This window comes from Pseudonocardia sp. Cha107L01 (genome assembly GCF_052566575.1).
Genome location: NZ_CP199579.1, coordinates 7,732,471 through 7,753,095 on the forward strand (window position 1 = coordinate 7,732,471; position 20,625 = coordinate 7,753,095).

A 20,625-nucleotide genomic window follows, 5' to 3' on the forward strand; every position below is an offset into this window, starting at 1 on the left:
TCCCGGTGGATCTGCCCAGCTCAGCGCCCCGACTGGCCGTGCAGGCGCGCCCCGTCCGGCAGCGCTGGGCTGATCACCCAGAGCACCCGGGTGGTGCCCGACTGGGCGACCGACTGGAACAGGTGTGGGATGCCCGGGGTGAAGGTCAACGCGTCACCGGGCCCCAGCGTGGTGGACTCGCCGTGGTCACCGCCCGGGAAGTCCAGTCGCAACAGCCCGTCCAGCACGTAGACGAACTCGACGTCGCCGGGCAGCGTGTGCGGCTCCGCGCCGCTGCCGCCGTCCGGCTCCAGCTCGGTGACGATGGCCTGCAGCCGGTGCTCCCCCCTGGGCGTGAGCAGGAACTCGCGCAGCCCGCTGCCACCGAAGGAGATCGGCGGGTACTCGCCCCGCCGGACCACCTCCCCCGCCGGCGGCGGCTCGAACAGGCTGCCCACCGCGAGGTCCAGCGCGTGGCACAGCCGGATCAGCGCGGCGACCGAGGCGTTCGCCCGGTCGCGCTCCAGCCGGGACAGGAAGCCCTTGGTCATCCCGCTCGCCGCCGCGACCTCGGCCACCGTCTGCCGCCGTGCCAGCCGCGCGGCCCGCAGCCGGGCCCCGATCAGCGGGCGCTCGGCAGGCTCGGCCATCTCCGGGGTGCGCCCCACCGCTGCCTCCTCCGGTCCGGCGGGCGGACCGCCCGCGAGTCCCGAGTGTGGCACGTACCGACCGGCTGAGACACAACATCGGTTATCCACGGGTAAACAACGTCGCGTAGCGCGGTCCGGCGCCGGGTCGGTGCTCTAGACTTACCGACATTGTTGACGGTTTGTACAGAGGCCGAGGTGGCACGGGTGACCACGGAAACGCGCGGACGGCGTACCCAGGAGCAGCGCAGCTCGGAGATGCGCCGCCGGATCCTGGACGCCACCGTGCTGTGCCTGCAGGAGTACGGCTACGGCGGGACCACCACGGTGCGGGTGGTGGAGCTGGCCGGCGTCACCCGCGGTGCCCTCACCCACCACTTCGCCTCCAAGGCCGACATGGTGGCCGCGGCGGTCAGCCACATCGCGGCGATCCGCACCGCCGACGTACTGAGCAAGCTCGAGCAGACGATGGCCGCCGACGATCCGGTGGACGCCGGGCTGGACCTGTTGTGGGCGGTGCACCAGGGCCCGTTGTTCGTCGCCGTGGTGGAGCTGTGGGTGGCCGCGCGGACCGACCGCGAGCTGCAACGGCGGGTGGCGGCCATCGAGCGCGACACCACCGCCATGGTGGTCGACATCGCCAAGTCCCTGTTCGGCGCGGACGCCGACAACACCGCCATCCCGCGCGCCGTCTACACCGCGATGGACGCGGTGCGCGGCATCCAGCTGACCCGCATCGCAACGCCCGACCTCACCGACGAGCACGAGGCCCGGTGGCGCCGCGCGAAGGCAGACCTGCGGATCGTGTTCGAGAACGCGCTCGCACCGGGGCGGCCGCCCACCCCGTAGCTCAGGCGTCCCTGATCCGCTGCTCGTAGCCGGCCCGTGCCGTCGCATCGGCGTCCAGGAAGCCCCGGCGGCTGCCGGTCGCCGCCATCAGCGCTTCGATCGCCGCCGTGGGCAACACCGCGGTGAGCCGCGCCAGCACGCCGATCCGCCGGGGCACGAACACCCGGGCCCTCGGCCGCCGCAGCACCCCGGCCACCGCCAGCGCCACCTGTGCCGGCGGGATCTTCGGTACGCCCCGGGTCTCGGGCAGCCCGCTGGTCAGCGCCGTGTCGATCACGCCGGGCAGTACCGAGGTGGCCTGGATGCCGCTGCCCCGGTACTCCAGCCGGATCGCCTCGGTGAGCCCCACCACGGCGTGCTTCGTGCCGCAGTAGGTGGCCACCCCGGGCACCGAGGCGACCCCGGCGCCGGAGGCGATGTTGACCAGATGACCTCGGCCCCTGGGCAGCATCCGGGCCAGCGCGAGCTTGCAGCCCAGGATCACCCCGTGCACGTTGATGTCGAACTGGCGCCGGGCGACCTCGTCGGACTCGGTGTGGAACGGGCCGACCGGCATGATCCCGGCGTTGTTCACCAGCACGTCCAGCGGCCCGAGCTCGCGCTCCACCAGGTCCAGGAAACCGGTGAACGAGTCCCGGTCCGCAACGTCACACCGGGCCGCGACGACGCCGCCGCCGAGCCGCTCGGCGGCCTCCTTGGCACCCGCCTCGTCGATGTCCCCGATAGCCACCAGCGCGCCCTGGCGCAGCAGCTCGCCGGCGATCTCCAGCCCGATCCCCCTCGCGGCGCCGGTGACCGCGACGACCCGGCCGCCGATCGGACGCGCCCTCACGCCGCACCGCCGGCGGTCGCCGGGGCCGCGTAGAGCCGCTCGATCTCGTCGAGGTACCGCTCGGTGACCACCGGCCGCTTGAGCTTCAGAGTGGGGGTGAGCTCGCCCGACGTGCTGTCCCACTCATGGTCCAGCAGGGTCCAGCGCTTGACCTGCTCGACCCGGGCCAGCCCCGCGTTGCCGGCCTCGACCGCCCGCGCCGCCTCCTCCCGGACCCTCGGGTCCGCGGCCGCGTCGGCCACCGTCGCCGCGGCGATGCCGCGGGCGGCACACCAGTCCGGCCAGCCCATCGGGTCAAGGGTGAGCAGCGCGACCAGGTACGGCTTGGCGTCGCCGTAGACGAAGACCGGCCCGAGCAGGTCCGACCCGCCGGCGACCGCGAGCTCGATGTTCGCCGGTGAGATGTTCTTGCCGGCGGCGTTGATGATCAGTTCCTTCTTCCGGCCGGTGATCCGCAGGTAGCCGTCCGCGTCGAGCTCGCCGAGGTCACCGGTGTGCAGCCAGCCGTCGGCGTCGATCGCCTCGGCGGTGGCCTCCGGGCGGTTGAGGTAGCCGGGCGTGATGTTGGGACCTCGGGCCAGGATCTCGCCGTCCTCGGCGATGCGCAGCTCGACGCCGGGCAGCGCCGTGCCGACGGTGCCCTGGCGCGGCCGGTCCAACGGGCTGACGGTGAGCGCCGCGGAGGTTTCGGTCATGCCGTACGCCTCGGTGATGGTGATGCCGAGGCCGGCGAAGAACTCCAGCACCTCGGCCGAGATCGGCGCCGCCCCGCTGACCGCGAGCTCCACCCGGTCCAGCCCGAGGGTCGCCCGGATCCGCCGGTAGACCAGGACGTCGAGCACCGGGTGCAGCAACCGGGTGGCTAGGTCCGGGCTGCCGCCGCCGAACCGGGCCGCGCCGGCCGAGCGGGCCACCCCGACAGCCAGCCGGATCAGCGCCCGCCGCACCGGCTGCTTCTCGGTCACAGCGCGTTCCCGGATCGTGGAGTGGATCTTCTCCCAGATCCTGGGCACACCGAGGAAGACGTGCGGCCGGGCCGCCGGGAGCACCCCGATCAGCTGCTTCGGGTCGCGGACGTAGGTCACCGTGAGCGCGTGGCCGATCGCGAGGTAGTGGGTGAACATCCGCTCGGCCAGGTGCGCGAGCGGCAGGTAGGACACCGCCGTCCAGCCGGCCGGTGGCACGTCCCGGCCGCTCTCCCGCAGCCGCGCCAGCACGCCGTCCATCACCCACCGGGCACCCGCGTGCGTGATGATCGTGCCCTTGGGCGCGCCGGTGGTACCGGAGGTGTAGACGATGGTCAGCGCGCCGTCCGGCTGGACCTTCGCGGCCGCCGCCTCGATCTCGCCGAGCCGCTGGGTCAGGTGCGCCGCCGCCGCGTCCACCAGCTCGGCGAACCGGTACACCCCGGGCGGCACCTCCTCGTCCGGCCCCAGATCCAGCACCACGAGCGCGCGCAGGTCCGGTAGCTGGTCCCGGATGGACAGCCACAGCGGCAGCTTGTCGGCGTCCAGGATGACCACCGTGGCTGCCGAGTCGCCGGCCACGTAGCGGAGCTGGTCGGGCGCCAGTGTGTTGTAGAAGCTGGTCGGGGTGGCGCCGGCGAACAGCGCGCCGACGTCGGACAGCACGTGCTCGGCCCGGTTCACCTGGTGCAGCCCGATCACCTCGCCGGGCACGACACCGAGATCCAACAGCGCCAGCGCAACCGCCCTGGCCCGGGTCCGGTACTGCCCCCAGGTCAACCGCGTCCCACCGTCGATGACGGCGGTCACCTCCGGGTGTTCGGCAGCGTTGCGGTCGACCAGGTCCAAGACCGTGCCACGGTCCTCGGTCATCGCGTGCCCCCGCCTTCTCGCGCCATGACGTACAGCTCAGTGACGTACACCAGAAGTTACGTACAGCAGTGCCTGTATGTAAGCACGCCGCACGGCCACGCGCCAGGGTCGGGCGGTGCCCCGGCCTCCGACATCGACGCCGGGCGCCCGTCCCGCCCGGACTCCACGCTCAGTTGTGCGGTCACAACAGCCTCCCCGATCAGCCGACACTCTCCCCGCAGCCTGCCCCTGTCCCGCCGGGCGGGCGACGTCGGTTCCACCGGGAACCAGCAATCCGGGCCAGTAGGGTTCGTCGCGGCAACCGACGGTGTGTGACTGACCGGCGGACAACGTCGCCGGCGTCGGAGGTGGAGGATGGCGGTCATCGTGGTGATGGGCGTCTCGGGTTCGGGCAAGTCCACGGTCGGCTCGGCGCTGGCCGAGCGGCTGGGCGTCGACTACGTCGACGGGGACACCTTCCACCCGCCGGCCAACATCGCCAAGATGAGCGCCGGAACCCCCCTCACCGACGACGACCGGTGGAGCTGGCTGGACGCGATGGCCGACTGGATCGGTGCGCACGCCGCGACCGGCGGGGTGCTCGGCGCCTCGGCACTCAAGCGCCGCTACCGCGACCGGCTGCGGGCCGGCGGGGACACCTGGTTCCTGCACCTGGCCGGCGACCGGGAGCGGCTGGCCGAACGGCTGCGAGCGCGCAGCGGGCACTTCATGAAGGTCACCCTGCTGGACTCGCAGCTCGCCGACCTCGAGCCCTTGGAGCCCGACGAGCCCGGCACCACGGTCGACCTGGCCGACCCGCCGGCACGGATCGTCGACGAGGCGCTCGCCGCTCTCACCGACACCCCCGAGCAGCTCCGCCGACCGTCGGCCCCCTCGTGAGGGGCTGGTGCCAGCCACGCACGAGGGCGGCGGGCCGGGTCAGCGGGTAGCCGCTCCGCCCGCAGCCGGCGGGCCAGTCGCTGGCGCACCGCGCCGGTCGCACCGTCGTCGGCGACCAGCAGGTCGAGCAGCGCCTCGAGCACGTCCGCACGCGCGATGCCGGGCACATCGAGCTCCCGCGCCGTGTCACTGCACCACGCGCTCAGCAGCCGGTTCTGCCCGGGTGAGAGCTCCACGGCCAGTCGCACCGACCGCATCGGCCAGAACACATCAGTCTCAGGAGCTACATCCACCCCATCCATCCCGGGAGACAGGCCCCAGCCCGCGGTTGTTACCGAGCTGCACACGGTGCATGTTTTCCGCGCGTTCAACCGGCCTGCTGTGCAGCTCGGTAACAACAGGCAGGTTGACGCGACGCCGCACCGTGCGAGGGGGCGGTCACACGCCCTGGCTGGTCCTGGGGCCACGCACCGGCGGGCGGCCCACCACACCCTCCGTGCCACCGCGCTGCACCATCGCCAACAGCGAGACCCCGACCAGGGTCAGCGCCAGGCCGACCAGGCGGACCGGCGCGGTGTCCTCGGTGGCGAACGGCTCACCGAACACCACCATGCCGAGGCCCACCCCGACCACCGGGTCGATCGCCATCATCGCGCCAAGCGAACCGCCGAGTGGGCCGGCCTGGAACGCCGCCTGGCTGAGCAGGGCGCCACCGGCGCCGCAGGCCAGTGCGGCCCAGAGCTGCCAGCTACCGGCCAACCCGACGAGCCCGTCCGCCCCGAGCACCGCGCCCCACGCCTTGCCCAGCGCCGCCGAGGTGGCCATCAGCACGCCGGCCGAGGCGCCGAGGCTGACGCACCGGGCGGTCCCGCGCAGCAGCAGCCCGCCGGACAGCGCGATGGCCAGCGCGCCACCGGCGAACAGCAGGCCGGGTGCCCAACCCTCGGCGTCCACCGGCACGCTGACCTGCTCCCCCGGTGTCGCCGCCAGGAAGACCGCCAGCCCGAACACCACCAGACCGGCGGACAGCAACGCCGGTGGAGTCACCGGGCGGCCGGACAGCCGCTGCAGCCCCAGCGCGACCACCAGCCCGACCGTCAGCACCGGCTGGACCACGGACAGCGGCCCGATGTTGACCGCGAACAGGTGCAGCGCCACTCCGGCGACCTGGGCCCCGACCCCGAGCAGCCAGATGCGCTTGCGGGCGAGCTCGACCATCAGCCCGGGATGCAGTGGCGAGCGCCGCCGGGCCCGGAGTGCGCCGACGTGCTGCAGCACCGACGCCACCCCGAAGCACACCGCCGCCAGCAGCGCCACTGTGATCGTGAGGGTCATATCACTCCGAGCCTATTCTCCGCCTCCTGAGACTCAGGCGGTTCGCCGGGTGGTGTCGTTGGCGGGGTTCGCATCCGCGAGCAGGCCGAGCACCGCGGCGGCCGCGTCCTGCTCGCGGATCACCGAGCTCGGGTCGCAGCGCAGGCGGGCGTGCTCACGCACCACCTCGGCCAGCTCCGCCGGCGTCTTCGGCCACGGCGCCAGCCCGGCCTCGGCCAGGGTCGCCGCATTCGCGGTGCCGTGCCCGGGGATCGGGCGGTAGGTCACGGTCGGTAGTCCGGCGGTCAGCGCCTCGGTGACGCTGAGCCCGCCGGCGTTGTGCACCAGTACGTCCGAGATGGCCATCAGCTCGTGCACGTCGTCCCGCCACCCCAGTGCCACCACGCCCGGCAGCCCGTCGAGCTCCTCGCGCAGCTTGGCGTTGCGCCCGCAGAGCACGAGCACCTGGGCGGCCCCGGTGCCGGCGATCTCCCGCACCGCGCCGGGTACGTCGCCCATCCCGAGCGAACCGGTCACCACCAGCGCGACGGGCTGGTCCTGGCGCAGCCCGAACTCGTCGCGCAGCGCCCGGCGCCGCTCCGGTGCCATCCGCTCGCTGAACCGGGCGGAGACCAGGCCGCCGACCGGTCGCATCGGCGTCCGGTAGACCAGTCGCCCCATCCGGGAGGTCGCCTCGGTCACCGTGAAGTGGTGGTCCACACCGGGATGCACCCACATCCGGTGCACCGCGGGATCGGTGAGGTACGTGGCGGTCACCGCATCGAGCGCGCCGGCGCCGCGCAGCTGCCCCAGGGTCTGGCTGGCCAGCGGGTAGGTCGACACCACCACCGGGTAGCCCAGCGCCCAGCGCCGCACCCGCCGCCGGGCCGCGAAGCACAGCCCCAGGGTGATCCGCTGCACCCAGCCGGCGGTTTCCAGCTTGTTGAACAGCCAGTCGAAGAACCTCGGCGCGTGGCCGACGCTCAGCGTGTAGCCCTCGCGCAGCACGATCCTGGCGAACCAGGGCACCGCGTCGAGATAGTCCCTGCGATCGGCGCGTACGCCGAGCCCGCGCAGCCGTGCGATCAGTTCGTCAGCGGCGCCGTCGTGTCCGGCACCCACGCTGCCGGAGATGACCAGAACCCGCGCCGTTACGCCTGCCGTCGATCGACCCATCGGTCCTCGACTCCCTGGTTCGGTAATGATCGGTTTAACTCCTACAGCTTGTAAGAGCTTAGCCGAATCCGCGTCCCGGGCGCTGACACCATAGTCGGATCTCACACCGGCCCCCGCTAACGCTCAGCGATGAAGGCAGCGGAGAGAAGCGGAACCGTCAGCCGAGCCAGAGCCAGTGGATCAGGTGATAGAACGCCAGGGTGGCCTGCACCGCCGCGGTAGCGGTACCCAGCCCCAGGATCAAGAAACCACCCGGTAGGAGGCGATCCGGCCGCGGTGGCGCCGCCTGCAGGGCGGCGACGCGGGCGTTGACCGAGCAGGCGATGAAACCGAGCGCGGGCTGCCTCGACCCGTTGGCCTCAGCCAGCGCCGCCTTGGCCAGCGCCCTGGCGGTGACCTCCCGGCTGCCACTGACAGTAGCGGCGTGCTCGTCCGCGTTGCGCTCGACCAGGAACGCCACCGCCTCGCGCACCAGCACCAGCATCGGGTTGATCGCCGCGCACACCTCGACAGCGGCCCGCAGGCCACTGTGCCGACCGGCCAGGTGGGCCCGCTCGTGCGCCAGCACCACCCGCCGTTCCTTGCCGTCCAACAGCGCGAGCAGCCCCTGGGTGACCAGCACCCGGCCCGGTCGGCCCGGTACGGCGAAGGCGTGCGGCTCCGCGACCGGCACCACGGCCAGCTCGCCGGGGGCGCAGGATCGGCACAGCTCACGCAGCTCCCGACGGGTCGCCCACCGGGTCCGCGCCACCCGGACCACCCGCGCCAGCCCGAAGACCAGCGCCACGGCGGCCAGCGCACCGACCACACCGGGCACCGGCTGCACCAGTACGACACCCCGTTCGGTGGCCTCGGCGACGGCGAGCGGGGTGAACCCGAGCAGGGTCAGCGCCAGTAGTACCAGCGCCCAGGTGGTGCCGGCGGCGCAGAGCACAGCCGCGCCGACCACGGTGATCACAGTTCCGCGCGTGGGTGACAGTCGCGCCACCATCACCCGGCTGATCACAGCCACCAGGACGGACAGCGCTACCGGCACGTACACGCTCACGGTCACCGCTCGCGCCGCCTCAGCTTCAGCATCGCCCGCAGCGCCTCGGCGTCCTCCTCGGACAGCGAGGTGGCGAACCGCTGCAGCACGCTCTGGCGGTCCGGGCCGCGGTGCAGCAGCGCCTGCATCTGCTCGGCGGCCAACTCCTCGGCGCCCTTGATCGGGCGGTAGAGATGTCGGCGACCCTCGGCGGAGCGACCGACCAGGCCCTTCTCGTACAACCTCGACAGGATGGTCTGCACGGTGTTGTAGGCGAGCTCGGCGTCCACCGCCAGCTGGACCTCCGCCGTGGTGAGCGGACCGCTGGCCGCCCAGAGCGCCGCGAGCACCTCGGACTCGAGCTTGCCGGCGCCCCGCCTCGACGGCATCCGTGCGCCGCGCCTCGACGGCATCCGTGCCCTGTCCCGCATCGCGCCGCCTCCTCCCGAGAGTGGGACCCAGTTTAGCCGGCTCCGGGCCCAGCATGCCGGGGTGATCACGATCGGGGCCGAACCCACGAGCCAGGTTTGCGCGGGGCGCACGGTACTGACAACGTCACCGGCTGGACCGGAACGGCACACTTACAGGTGACGCCTGGTGGCGAGGGGAGGTCGGCATGTCGTCCAGCGAGGAAGGTGGCAGCTGGCGCGCCGCACTGCGCAGGATCGTCGCGGAGCGGCCCACTCCCAAGGCCGGGAACGAGTCCGACGGGACCGAACTCGCCGTGGAACTCGCCTCCGGCGAGCCGAGCGCGGCGGTCGAGCGCCGGGTCGAGGAGGCGGTGCTGAACGCCCCGCGCCGCTACGCCCGCCGTGACGTGCAGGCACTGACCGGCATCGAGGACGCGCGCGCCCGCCAGCTGTGGCGTTCGATGGGCTTCGCCGACGTCGGCGACGACGACGTGGTGTTCACCGAGACCGACCTGGCCGCGATCGGACAGCTCGAGCAGCTGCGCGGCACCGGGTTGGTGTCGACCGACCTGCAGGACGCGGTGATCCGGTCGATGGCCCAGGCGATGGCCGGGCTGGCCACCTGGCAGGTGGAGATGCTCTACACGAACCTGCGCGCCCGCGAGCTGCGCGGCGAGGACTGGCCGGTCGACCTCGGCAAGGTGCTGACCGCGTTGGGGAGCCTGCAGAGCTACGTCTGGCGTCGCCACCTCGCGGTCGCGGCCGGGCGGTTGCTGGCCACCGCGCCCGACGAGGCGGAGATCCGGACCCTGGTGGTCGGCTCCTCCGACCTGGTCGGGTTCACCCGGATGTCCCGGCGGCTCAGCCCCAGCCAGCTGATCGAGCTGGTGGAGCTGTTCCACGGCATCGCCGCCAACGTGGTCGCCGACCATCGCGGCCGCATCGTCAAGACCGTGGGGGACGCCGTGCTGTTCGTCACCGACCGCCCGGAGGACGCCGCCGAGCTCGGCCTGGACCTGATCGAGCGGACCGTGGCGGCCTCCGGGCTACCCGAGCTGCGCACCGGACTGGCCATCGGCCGCATCCTGACCCGGTTCGGCGACATCTACGGCGAGGTGGTCGACACCGCGACCCGGCTGTGTACGCACGCCCGGCCGGGGCGGGTACTGGTGGACCACGAGCTGGCCACAGCGCTGGACGGGGACCCCCGGTTCCAGCTGCGGCTGCGCCGGCCGCTGGTCGACCAGGGCTACCCGCGACTGCACGCCTGGGGGCTGCGCCGCTCGGTGAACGCGGACGCGGTCACCACCGACTAGGCACGAGTAGCCGCGGCGTTGCAGGGGCAGTGGTGATCACAGTCGGTGACCGACCGATCGATTCAGACTGCTGACGTGAGGATGGTCTGCGTCGAGGGCAACGTGGGTCTGGTTCTGGGCGAAAAATTCCGGACTGACGTTGGCCTCGGTGACGATGGACGCACCAGTATGGACACCGCGCCCCCCGATCGGTGACGCGGCGTTACGCCCTATCGTACGAGTGTGAGCTGCCTCACATCGGCGCCTGACTTCGCCGCCGTCCGGGTACCCGCACCCCGTCAGGCGGCTCCCCACTGCCGCGCCGTGCAACCCCGAAGCACGAGCACGACCCAGACGGACGTTGCAGACCCCCGACGGAAGTAGGTCGGATCCAATGCCACGACACCGCGCTCCCACCAGCCAGTCCCGCGCGCTGAGCACTGTTGCCGTCACCGGCGCGGCACTCGGCGCCTCGGTGCTCTCCCCGGCCGTCGCCTTCGCGGCGACCGCCCACGGGGTGCACTCCGAAGCCGGGCACACCCTCCACACCGCGGCGCACCACCACCGGCACTACCGCCCGATGACCAGCGGCGAGGAGCAGTACCGCAACGGCTGCCGGCAGGGCTACATCAGCGACCAGTGCGAGCAGTTCAGCGTGCCCAGCCTGCTGGACCACGGCATCGACCCGTACTTGTAGGGCTAGAGGACCACCAGGTCACGGGGCCGGCCGTTCAACCGCTCGGCGCCGTCCTCGGTGACCACCACGATGTCCTCGATCCGGGCGCCCCAGCGGCCTTCCAGGTAGATCCCCGGCTCGACGCTGAACGCCATCCCCGGCGTGAGCTCGAGCTCGTTGCCACCCACGATGTACGGCGCCTCGTGCACGTCCAGCCCGATGCCGTGACCGGTGCGGTGCACGAACTGGTCGCCGAACCCGGCGGCCGCGATGACCTGCCGGGCCGCGGCGTCCACCGACTCGGCGGACACCCCCGGGCGCACCGCCCGGCAGGCCGCGTCCTGGGCCTCCTGCAGCACCGCGTACGTGCTCTTCACGTCCGCCGGCGGCTCGCCACCCACCGCGTACGTGCGGGTGCAGTCGGAGTTGTAGCCGGTGCTCAGCGGGCCGCCGATGTCGATCACCACCACGTCGCCGGCCTCGATCACCCGCTCGGAGAGGTCGTGGTGCGGGCTCGCGCCGTTGGGGCCGGAGCCGACGATCACGAACGCCGCCTCGGTGTGCCCCTCGGCCACGATCGCGTCCGCGATGTCCCGGCCGACCTGTGCCTCGGTGCGGCCCGGGCGCAGGAACTCCCCCATCCGCGCGTGCACCCGGTCGATCGCCTCGGCCGCCGCGCGCAGCTCCGCCACCTCGGCGGCATCCTTGCGCATCCGCAGCTCGGCGAGCACCGGCCCGGCCAGCGTCTGAGTCACCCCGGGCAGCGCGTCGCGCAGGCCCAGCACGTGCAGCGCCGGCATGCTGTCGGCCACCGCTGCCCGCCTCGGCACCCCGGCCAGGTCACTCACCAGCAGGTGCGGGTCCTCGCCGTCGGACCAGGTGACCACCTCGATGCCGAGCTCGTCCAGCGGCAGCCCGGCCAGCCCCGGCGCCTCCAGCCTCGGCACCACCAGCGCGGGGGGCGCGCGGTGCCCGGCGGCGGCCAGCACCAGGGCGGTGAGCCGTTCGTGGCTGCTCGTATCGATACCGGTCAGGTAGCGCAGATCGGTGCCCGGGGTGACGACCAGCAGGTCCACATCCTGGCGGGCGGCCTCGACGGAGGCACGGCGCAGCCGCTCGGCCAACAGCGCTACGGGGACGGTCATGGCGGCCAGCTTACGTACCCCCGGCCGGGCGGGGCGGACAGCGGGGCGCCGTGTCGGGCGGGGGCAGGGCGACGGCCGGACCGGCAGGGCTTCGCGGCCCCGCTATCGTGGGCGGGTGGTCTCCCATCGCGGCCTCGAACGTCACCCCGCCGCAGGCCGCGGGACCGGTCCCGAGCAGCCAAAACCGTCACCGACCCGCCCCACCGGGCCGGGTCACGCAGCGGTGCCCGCAACCGCCGGCGAGGCGTCGACTGAGAGCACTGAGAACAGCGCCGGACTGCCGTACCGGTACTCGACCGACAGCTGCGCGGCCCGGCTCCTGGCCGAGCACGGCGAGCTGCCACCGGGCCGGGAGACCGACACCGAGGTCCGGCTGGCCGGGCGGCTGCGGTCGATCCGCCGCCAGGGCCACCTCAGCTTCGCGGTGCTGGGCGACAGCACCGGGCAGCTGCAGCTGTTCGTGGACACCGACACGATCGGCGACGGGGCGCACCGCGCGTTCGACGCGCTGTCGCGGGGCGACTGGGTGGGCGTGCGGGGGCGGGTGATGACCACCCGGCGCGGCGAGCTGTCCCTGCGGGTCACCGAGTTCGAACCGCTGGCCAGGGCGCTGTCCCCGCCCCCGCGCGGCGGCCTCGCCGATGTGCAGACCCGGTACCGGCAGCGGTACCTGGACCTGGAGGTCAACGAGCGCACCCGGGAGATCTTCCGGATCCGGCACACCGCGATCGCCGCGATCCGGCGCAACCTGACCGACCGGGGCTTCACCGAGGTCGAGGGCCCGGTGCTGCAGAACATCCAGGGTGGCGCCTCGGCCAGGCCGTTCGTCACCCACCACAACGCGCTGGGGATCGACCTCTACCTGCGGATCGCCTTGGAGCTGCACCTCAAGCGGCTCGTGGTGGGCGGCATGGAGCGGGTGTTCGAGATCGGCCGGGTGTTCCGCAACGAGGGCATCGACACCCGGCACAACCCGGAGTTCACCCTGCTCGAGGCGTACCAGGCGTTCGCCGACTACGGCGACATGATGGAGCTGGTCGAGGACCTGGTGCGCGACGCCGCGCGGTCCAGTGTCGGCTCGGCGGTGCTGCGGGTGGGCGGGACCGAGATCGACCTGGACGTGCCGTGGCCCCGGCTGCAGTTCGCCGACCTGATCGAGCAGAAGACGGGTGCCCGGATGCACCCGGGGATGCCGGTCGGCGAGGCGCGCGCCGAGCTGGACCGGCTGCGCATCCCGTACCAGGCCAGCTGGGGCTCGGGGCGGCTGATGAAGGAGGTCTACGACGAGAAGGTCCAGCACGACATCACCGGGCCGGTGTTCTGCGTGGACTACCCCCGGGAGGTCTCGCCGCTGGCCAGGGAGCACCGCGACGACCCGGCCTACGTGGAGCGGTTCGAGCTGATCGTCGCCGGCTTCGAGCTGTGCAACGCCTACAGCGAGCAGAACGACCCGGCCGCGCAGCTCGCCGCGTTCGAGGCGGAGGCGCGGGCCAGGGCCGGTGGCGACCCGGAGGCCGGCCAGATCGACCTGGACTACATCCGCGCACTGGAGCAGGGCATGCCGCCCACCGGTGGTCTCGGCATCGGGCTGGACCGCCTCGTCATGCTGCTCGCCGGGGTCGACTCGATCCGCGAGGTGATCCTCTTCCCCACCCTGCGCCCGGAGTTCCCGCCGCCGCCGGACGCGGCCCACTACGGTGGGCCCCGACCGGTGCTGGCGCCCACGCCGAGGGCCGACGACGTGCGCCCGGCCGGCGGCGAGGGCGGCACCCCGGACGGCCCCTCCCCCGCCCCGCTGTACGTGCCGGGGCGGGCGGCGGCACAGGCCGACGAGCCGCGCTGGCCGGTCCGCCTCGTCGCGGGGCTCACCGCGCTCAGTGGGCTGCTGGAGCTGATCGTGCTGCGGCCCTCGCTGCACAAGCGGTTCCAGTCGGTGGAGCAGGTGCTCGACCCGACCTGGTTCGCGGTGGCGGGGCAGGTGCTGTCCGTGCTGGTCGGCCTCGGTCTGCTGCTGCTGGCAGACCAGCTCGCCAAGCGCAAGCGCACCGCGTGGCGGATCGCGCTGGCGCTGTTCGCGGTCAGCACGGTGGCGCACGCGGTGAAGGGCTACCACCCCAGCGCCACGGTGTGGAGCGCGCTGATGGCGGTCACCCTGCTGCTCACCCAGGACCGGTTCCGGGCCTCGCCGGACCCGCCGTCGCTGTGGCGCCTGGCCAGGTTCGTGCCGACCTACCTCGCGGCGGTGCTCAGCGTCGGCGTCGCGAGCCTCTTCCTGGAGCGGCACTATCTGCGCCCGGAGTTCAGCGTGTCCGGTGCGGTGGACACCGTGCTCAGCGGGCTGGTCGGGGTAAACGGCGACTACGTCTACCTGCGCGGCCGGTTCGGGTTGATCTTCCCGGCCGGGTTGCTCGCGCTCGGCGGGGTCGGGCTGATCGTGTTCGCGGTGCTGCTGTTCCGGCCGCTGCGCGCCAGGGGCCCGCACACCGAGGCGGACTGGCAGCACGCGCTGCGGCTGGTGCACAGCTACGGCTGGGACACGCTGGCCTACTTCGCGCTGCGCGACGACAAGAGCTTCTTCTTCTCCTCCGACGGAGAGGCGATGGTCGCCTACACCTATGTCGGCGGCTACGCGCTGGTCGCGGGTGACCCGATCGGCGCGCCGGAGTCACTGCCCGGCCTGCTGGACGAGTTCCTGCGGATGTGCGACGACCGGGCCTGGAACCCGGCGTTCCTGGCCATCCGGGAGGCCGACTTCGCCGCCTACGAGGCCCGCGGGTTCCGGGCGTTCTACCTTGGCGACGAGGCGATCCTGCGCTGTGACACGTTCGCGCTGGAGGAGACCACGCCGAAGAGCGTGCGTGCGGCGGTCCGCCGGTGCGGGCGGAAGTACCGCTTCGAGCTGGTCACCGAGTCCAACGCCGCACCCCGGTTGGTCCGCGAGCTGAACGCGATCAGTGCGCGGTGGCGCGGCAAGGCCCCCGAGCGCGGCTTCACCATGTCACTGAGCCAGGACATCAAGGGTGCGGGCGCCAACCCGGAGTTCCTGCTCTGCGTGGCGCTGGACGAGAACGACGCGCCGGGCGGCTTCCTGCGCCTGGTGCCCGCCTACGGCCCGGACTTCGGTTACACCCTGGACCTGATGCGGCACGACCCGGCGGCGCCGAACGGGATGACCGAGTTCCTGATCGCCTCCACCGCCCGCGCGCTGGGTGAGCGGGGCGTGGTCCGGCTGTCCATGAACTTCGCGATGTGGGGCCGGCTGTTCGCCGACGACGTCCCGTTCACCCCGGCCGAGCGGGTCGCCAGGCGCCTGGTCGGCGCGCTCAACCCGTTCTTCCAGATCCGCTCGCTGCGCGACTTCAACGCCAAGTTCAACCCGGAGTGGCTGCCCCGGGTGCTGGCCTACCGACGGCCGACCGACCTGCCGAAGGTCGGCCTGCTCTACGCGGGGGCGGAGGGGTTCCTCGCGGTGCCGTTCATCGGCGACCTGCTGGTCCCCAAGGCGGTCGGCGGCGTGGCCGCCCCCTCCACCCCGGTAAAGCCGAGCTGAGCGGGAGTTAGCGCGGGCCCTGGAGTGCCAGGCGGCTCGCGCTGGCCGCCGCGTTGCTGACCAGACCACCGATCGCCATGCCGATGACCAGGTGGATGATCGCCTCGGCGAAGCGGACCGGCAACGACCCGGAGCCCAGGAACGGCACCACCACGGCGGCCACGGTCAGCAGCCCGACGATCCAACCGAAGTAGGACAGCGGGCTGGGCGTGCTCACCAGCAGCAGGTGCGCCAGGCCGGTGGCCAGCAGTGCCGCCACCGCCGCCATCACACACAGCGTGGTGGTGTTGTCGTCGCCGAACGCGCCGGCCTGCTTCGGCGCAAGCACCGCGAGCTGGAACACGGCACGGGCAACCAGGACCCCGACCAGACCGATCAGGGCGGCGACCACCGCGGCGGCCACGCCTCCAGCCCACAGCCGGCCCGCGTTGACCTCCGTCTGCACCGGCGGCGGCGGATAGCCGCTCCGGGCGCGCGCGTACTCGTCCTCAGGGCCTACATCGCGATAGTCGCCAACCACCCGGCACATGCTGCCGGGCGCGGCCTCAGGATGCCAGGCCGGAACACCCTCGGCGCGCACCCAATCGTATGAATGTGCGCCGGGGGTGGCGCGATGCGACCCGTTTCGGGGCCGACTGGCAAGCTGTGCCGGATGAGCGGACCGTTGGTGCTGCTGGACGCGGCAAGCCTGTACTTCCGGGCCTTCTACGGTGTCCCAGAGTCGATCACCGCACCGGACGGCACCCCGGTGAACGCGGTGCGCGGATTCACCGACATGGTGGCCAGGCTGGTCACCGAGCGGCGGCCGGCCCGGCTGGTCGCCTGCCTGGACCTGGACTGGCGCCCGGAGTTCCGGGTGAAGGCCATCCCGTCGTACAAGGCGCACCGGGTGGCCGAGGAGCAGCCGGCCGAGCGTCCCGAGCCTGGTCAGCCGCACGGCGGCGCGGGTCCGGCCGAGTCGGTGCCGGACACCCTGTCGCCGCAGGTGCCGATCATCCTGGAGGTGCTCGCGGCGGCCGGCCTCGCCACCGCCGGCGCCCAGGGCTATGAGGCCGACGACGTCATCGGCACGCTGTGCGCCCGCGAACGTCGCGATCCGGTCGAGGTGGTCAGCGGCGACCGGGACCTGCTGCAGGTGGTGCGGGACGAGCCGAACGCGGTGCGGGTGGTCTACGTCGGTCGTGGGCTGGCCAGGGCCGAGGTGTTCGGGCCGGCCGAGTTGGCGGAGCGCTACCGGCTGCCGGCGGAGCGGGCCGGCGACGCGTACGCCGAGATGGCCATGCTGCGCGGGGATCCCTCGGACGGGCTGCCCGGGGTGGCCGGGGTCGGTGAGAAGACCGCCGCCACGCTCGTCTCCCGGTTCGCCAGCTGGGACGAGCTGCTCGTCGCGGTGGGCGACCGGTCCGACACCCGGCTGACCGCCGGGGTCCGGACGAAGATGGCCGCCGCCGGCGACTACCTCGCCGTGGTGGCGCCGGTGGTCCGGGTCGCCAAGGACGCGGACGTCCAGCTGGACCGGGACGACTCGGTACCGCCGTCGCCGGTCGACGCCGAGCGGCTCGACGAGCTCAGCCAGCGGTGGGGGCTCGGCGGTTCGGTCGACCGGCTGCGCACCGCGCTGCGGGCGAGCGCCGCGGTCTGACCTGCCGGGGCCTTATCCAGCCGGCCCGCTGCGCACCGACGTCTGGTGCGCGACGGCGGGGACGAAGAAGGCGGGCTTGACGAAGCCGAGGACCGCGACGCCGAGCAGCACGAGCGCCACCAGCACCACAGCCGCGACCAGCCAGCGGGACTTCGCCGACCCGGAGCGTCCCGGGGCCACCGGCCGCGACGCGAGCTCCGCCGGCCACGGCACCGGCGACCCACCCGGTTCGACGGGCGGGTCGCCACCCGGCCCGGCCGGGGCCGACCCACCCGGTTCGCCCGGCCCGCCCGCCGGGCCGGAGCGCGGCGGCCACTGGCGAGGGGGCCCGGCGTGCCGGGGCCGACCGGACCGCGACCCACCCGCGGCCCCCGACCGCGCTGGCCCCGCCGGAGCCGGTGGACCGGCCGGCCCCCCTGTCGGCGGTCGCCCGCAAGCCTGTCGGTCGCGACAGTCAGCGTCTTTCGGGTTACTCATCGCGACCTTTCGGGGTGACCGCATCGTCAATTAGACCGATCGAATCACACCAGGCCGCCAAATGGCCTAGTCAAAGAGCACGGACGGTCAGATTGTGGCCAACCCAACGACACCCCGTCGCACCGCGCGCACGGCCTGTTTCGCCGCGTGACCGACCTGGCTGCCCGGGGCGGCGACCGCGGCCAGCTGGTCGAGCAGATCGATCACCTGGCGGCACCACCGCACGAAGTCGCCGGCGGAGAGCTCCTGACCGTTCTCGGCCGCCGCGGTGAGCACCGTGGCCAGCGACTGCCCCTGCGCCCACCGGTGCATCGGCCAGGCGAACCCGAAGTCCGGCTGCCTGGTCCGCTCCACCCGGTGCCGGCGCTCGTCGGACTCCAGATCGGTCCACAGCCGCACGGTGGCGTCCAGCGCGTTGGTCACCGCGCCGGCCGGCACCCGGGGCATCCCGCCGTCGTCCCGGCGCGACTCGTAGACCAGCGCGGAGACCACGGAGGCCAGCTCAGCCGGTCCCAGCCCGTCCCAGACGCCGTGCCGCAGGCACTCGGCGGTGAGCAGGTCGGACTCGCCCCACAGCCGGGACAGCACGGTGCCGTGCCCGGTGACCGCCAGATCGTCGCCGTCGCCGTCCAGGTACTCCCGCTCGCGCAGCAGCGCGGTGATCCGGTCGAACGCGCGGGCCAGTGAGTGGGTGGTGGCCTGGACCTTCTGCCGCAGCTGCTCCGTCTCCTTCTCCAACCGGGCGGCCCGCTCGGCCCACCTCGCGTGCGCCTCGCGGTCGTCGCAGCCGTGGCAGGGGTGCCCGCGCAGCGCCCGGCGCAGCGCGTCCAGGTCGGCGGACTCCCCCGACTCGATCCCCGCCCTGGCCCGCCGGCCTGGGCCGACCGGAGCGTGGATACCGGTGTTGCGCAGGCTGGCGGCCAGGTCCCGACGGATCCGGGGCACCCGGTGGTCCACCCGCTTCGGCAGCCGCATCCGGCCGAGCGGGGTGACCACGGCGTTGAAGTCCGCCGACGACAGCCGCCCCGCCCAGCGGTCCTCGTTGAGCACCAGCGGCCTCGGCTCGCCGGACTGGTCCAGCCCGGGGTCGAGCACCACGGCGATCCCGGACCGGCGCCCGGTGGGCACCGCGATCACGTCACCGGGCCGCAGCGCCATCAGCGAGTCGGCGACGGCGGCCCGGCGGGCGGCGGCGTTGCCCCGGCTCAGCGTCTTCTCCCGGTCGCTGAGCTCGCGGCGCAGCGCGGCGTACTCGGCGAAGTTGCCGAGGTGGCAGTTCATCGACTCGGCGTAGCCGGCCAGCGCCTCGTTGTTGCGCTCGATCCGGCGCGACACGCCGACCACCGAGCGGTCCGCCTGGAACTGCGCGAAGGACTGCTCCAACAGCGCCCTGGCGTGCTCGGCGCCCAGCCGGTCGAGCATGTTGACGGCCATGTTGTAACCGGGCCGGAACGAGCTGCGCAGCGGGTAGGTCCGGGTGGAGGCCAGTCCGGCGACCTGGGTCGGGTCCACCCCGGGCTGCCAGATGACCACAGCGTGGCCCTCGACGTCGATGCCCCGGCGCCCGGCCCGGCCGGTGAGCTGCGTGTACTCCCCCGCGGTGAGCTCGGCGTGCGTCTCGCCGTTGTACTTCACCAGCCGCTCCAGCACCACGGTGCGGGCCGGCATGTTGATCCCGAGAGCCAGCGTCTCGGTGGCGAACACGCACTTGACGAGGCCGAGGGTGAACAGCTCCTCGACGGTCTCCTTGAACGCCGGCAACATCCCGGCGTGGTGCGACGCGATGCCCTTCTCCAGTGCGTCGCGCCACTCCCAGAAGCCGAGCACCGCCAGATCGGCCTCGGGCAGCCCAGCGGTCCGGGTGGCCACGATCTCGCGGATCCGGACGACCTCGTCCTCGGTGGTCAACCGCAGCCCGGACCGCGCGCACTGGGCCACCGCGGCCTCGCAGCCGGCCCGGCTGAACACGAAGGTGATCGCCGGCAGCAGCGCGTCCCGGTCCAGCCGGTCGATCACGGTGACCCGGGACGGCGGGCGGAAGCGGTCGCCGCCGCGCTGCCCCCCGGAGCGGCCGTTGCGCTTCGGGCCGGAGCGCCCCCGGGGCCGGTCCCCCCAGCCGGTGAAGCTCCGCGCGCTCTCCTCGGTCTGCCGGATCAGCGCCGGGTCGACCCGCAGCTGTCCCTCCGCGTCCTCCCCGGCGAACAGGTCGAACAGCCTGTTGTTGACGATCATGTGCTGCCACAGTGGCACCGGCCGGTGCTCGTCGACCACCACCGTGGTGTCGCCGCGCACCGCCACCAGCCAGTCGCCGAACTCCTCGGCGTTGCTCACCGTAGCGGACAGCCCGACCACCGCCACCTCGGCCGGCAGCTGCAGGATGACCTCCTCCCAGACCGCGCCCCGGAACCGGTCGGCCAGGTAGTGCACCTCGTCCATCACCACGTAGCCCAGCCCGTACAGGGCCGGCGAGTCCGCGTAGAGCATGTTGCGCAGCACCTCGGTGGTCATCACCACCACGGGCGCATGGCCGTTGACGGCGGTGTCCCCGGTCAGCAGCCCGACCTGGTCGGCCCCGTAGCGCGCCACCAGGTCGGCATACTTCTGGTTGGACAGCGCCTTGATCGGCGTGGTGTAGAAGCACTTGGTGCCGGCGCCGAGCGCCAGGTGTACGGCGAACTCGCCGACCACCGTCTTGCCCGCGCCGGTCGGCGCGCAGACGAGTACCCCGTGCCCGTCCTCCAGCGCGGCGCAGGCCTGCTGCTGGAACGGGTCGAGCTCGAAGGGCAGGATGCCGGCGAACTCCGCCAACCGGGGCCGGGTGGCCCGCTCGCGGGATCGGGCGTACGCCTGTGCGGGTGAGCGACTTGCCACGTCACCAGGCTGTCACAC

General features: G+C 73.0%; 17 protein-coding genes. 6 read left to right on the forward strand and 11 right to left on the reverse strand.

Going from position 1 to position 20,625, the window contains the following annotated elements:
* Window positions 1-20: 20 nt before the first annotated feature.
* Window positions 21-647 carry an XRE family transcriptional regulator gene (locus tag ACTXG6_RS36540; protein ID WP_445183887.1) on the reverse strand — a complete coding sequence of 209 codons (627 nt, stop codon included), beginning with the start codon at window positions 645-647 and terminating at the stop codon, window positions 21-23.
* Between the two features lie 186 nt (window positions 648-833).
* Here ACTXG6_RS36540 and ACTXG6_RS36545 point away from each other — a divergent pair, with 186 nt between their 5' ends.
* The gene (locus ACTXG6_RS36545) at window positions 834-1,475 is read left to right on the forward strand and encodes a TetR/AcrR family transcriptional regulator (protein WP_445183888.1); all 642 of its coding nucleotides are present in this window, start codon (window positions 834-836) and stop codon (window positions 1,473-1,475) included.
* A gap of 1 nt (window position 1,476) precedes the next feature.
* Here ACTXG6_RS36545 and ACTXG6_RS36550 read toward each other — a convergent pair whose 3' ends face one another.
* Together ACTXG6_RS36550 and ACTXG6_RS36555 are read right to left on the reverse strand one after the other, a co-directional pair.
* A complete protein-coding gene (locus tag ACTXG6_RS36550) occupies window positions 1,477-2,307 on the reverse strand; it encodes an SDR family oxidoreductase (protein WP_445183889.1) in 831 nt (276 codons plus the stop codon).
* Window positions 2,304-4,145 carry an AMP-dependent synthetase/ligase gene (locus ACTXG6_RS36555; protein WP_445183890.1) on the reverse strand — a complete coding sequence of 614 codons (1,842 nt, stop codon included), beginning with the start codon at window positions 4,143-4,145 and terminating at the stop codon, window positions 2,304-2,306. The genes ACTXG6_RS36550 and ACTXG6_RS36555 overlap by 4 nt, the downstream gene beginning before the upstream one ends.
* Window positions 4,146-4,499: 354 nt before the next feature.
* On the opposite strand from ACTXG6_RS36555, the gene ACTXG6_RS36560 reads away from it, so the two are divergent.
* Complete coding sequence (locus ACTXG6_RS36560) at window positions 4,500-5,024, forward strand: gluconokinase (protein ID WP_445183891.1); 525 nt, start codon at window positions 4,500-4,502, stop codon at window positions 5,022-5,024.
* Between the two features lie 438 nt (window positions 5,025-5,462).
* Here the strand turns inward: ACTXG6_RS36560 and ACTXG6_RS36565 are convergent, their stop codons facing one another.
* From ACTXG6_RS36565 to ACTXG6_RS36580, 4 genes are all read right to left on the reverse strand, one after another.
* Window positions 5,463-6,359, reverse strand: coding sequence for a DMT family transporter (locus ACTXG6_RS36565; RefSeq protein WP_445183892.1), 897 nt, complete (start codon window positions 6,357-6,359; stop codon window positions 5,463-5,465).
* A gap of 33 nt (window positions 6,360-6,392) precedes the next feature.
* The gene (locus tag ACTXG6_RS36570; RefSeq protein ID WP_445183893.1) at window positions 6,393-7,514 is read right to left on the reverse strand and encodes a glycosyltransferase; all 1,122 of its coding nucleotides are present in this window, start codon (window positions 7,512-7,514) and stop codon (window positions 6,393-6,395) included.
* Window positions 7,515-7,671: 157 nt separating this feature from the next.
* Window positions 7,672-8,568, reverse strand: a complete 897-nt coding sequence (locus ACTXG6_RS36575) for a M56 family metallopeptidase (RefSeq protein ID WP_445183894.1) — start codon at window positions 8,566-8,568, stop codon at window positions 7,672-7,674.
* Window positions 8,565-8,972 carry a BlaI/MecI/CopY family transcriptional regulator gene (locus ACTXG6_RS36580; protein WP_445183895.1) on the reverse strand — a complete coding sequence of 136 codons (408 nt, stop codon included), beginning with the start codon at window positions 8,970-8,972 and terminating at the stop codon, window positions 8,565-8,567. The genes ACTXG6_RS36575 and ACTXG6_RS36580 overlap by 4 nt, the downstream gene beginning before the upstream one ends.
* A 185-nt stretch (window positions 8,973-9,157) precedes the next feature.
* Between ACTXG6_RS36580 and ACTXG6_RS36585 the strand changes: the two genes are divergently transcribed.
* Both ACTXG6_RS36585 and ACTXG6_RS36590 read left to right on the forward strand, forming a co-directional pair.
* Window positions 9,158-10,267, forward strand: a complete 1,110-nt coding sequence (locus ACTXG6_RS36585; protein ID WP_445183896.1) for an adenylate/guanylate cyclase domain-containing protein — start codon at window positions 9,158-9,160, stop codon at window positions 10,265-10,267.
* Between the two features lie 373 nt (window positions 10,268-10,640).
* The gene (locus tag ACTXG6_RS36590) at window positions 10,641-10,943 is read left to right on the forward strand and encodes a hypothetical protein (RefSeq protein ID WP_445183897.1); all 303 of its coding nucleotides are present in this window, start codon (window positions 10,641-10,643) and stop codon (window positions 10,941-10,943) included.
* 2 nt (window positions 10,944-10,945) lie between these two features.
* On the opposite strand, the gene ACTXG6_RS36595 is transcribed toward ACTXG6_RS36590, so the two are convergent.
* Window positions 10,946-12,067 carry a M24 family metallopeptidase gene (locus ACTXG6_RS36595; RefSeq protein ID WP_445183898.1) on the reverse strand — a complete coding sequence of 374 codons (1,122 nt, stop codon included), beginning with the start codon at window positions 12,065-12,067 and terminating at the stop codon, window positions 10,946-10,948.
* 223 nt (window positions 12,068-12,290) lie between these two features.
* On the opposite strand from ACTXG6_RS36595, the gene lysS reads away from it, so the two are divergent.
* Entirely contained in the window at window positions 12,291-15,617 is a 3,327-nt protein-coding gene (gene lysS, locus ACTXG6_RS36600; protein ID WP_445183899.1) for a lysine--tRNA ligase, read from the forward strand.
* Window positions 15,618-15,624: 7 nt separating this feature from the next.
* Here lysS and ACTXG6_RS36605 read toward each other — a convergent pair whose 3' ends face one another.
* Window positions 15,625-16,137 (reverse strand): DUF6069 family protein, encoded by a 513-nt coding sequence (locus tag ACTXG6_RS36605; protein ID WP_445183900.1) that lies wholly within the window; start codon window positions 16,135-16,137, stop codon window positions 15,625-15,627.
* A 132-nt stretch (window positions 16,138-16,269) separates the two neighbouring features.
* Here ACTXG6_RS36605 and ACTXG6_RS36610 point away from each other — a divergent pair, with 132 nt between their 5' ends.
* Window positions 16,270-17,259, forward strand: coding sequence for a 5'-3' exonuclease (locus ACTXG6_RS36610; RefSeq protein WP_445183901.1), 990 nt, complete (start codon window positions 16,270-16,272; stop codon window positions 17,257-17,259).
* A 12-nt stretch (window positions 17,260-17,271) separates the two neighbouring features.
* Here the strand turns inward: ACTXG6_RS36610 and ACTXG6_RS36615 are convergent, their stop codons facing one another.
* Window positions 17,272-17,472: a hypothetical protein gene (locus tag ACTXG6_RS36615; RefSeq protein ID WP_445183902.1), complete on the reverse strand. Its 201-nt coding sequence runs from the start codon at window positions 17,470-17,472 to the stop codon at window positions 17,272-17,274.
* A gap of 351 nt (window positions 17,473-17,823) precedes the next feature.
* Complete coding sequence (locus tag ACTXG6_RS36620) at window positions 17,824-20,607, reverse strand: DEAD/DEAH box helicase (RefSeq protein ID WP_445183903.1); 2,784 nt, start codon at window positions 20,605-20,607, stop codon at window positions 17,824-17,826.
* Between the last annotated feature and the right edge of the window lie 18 nt (window positions 20,608-20,625).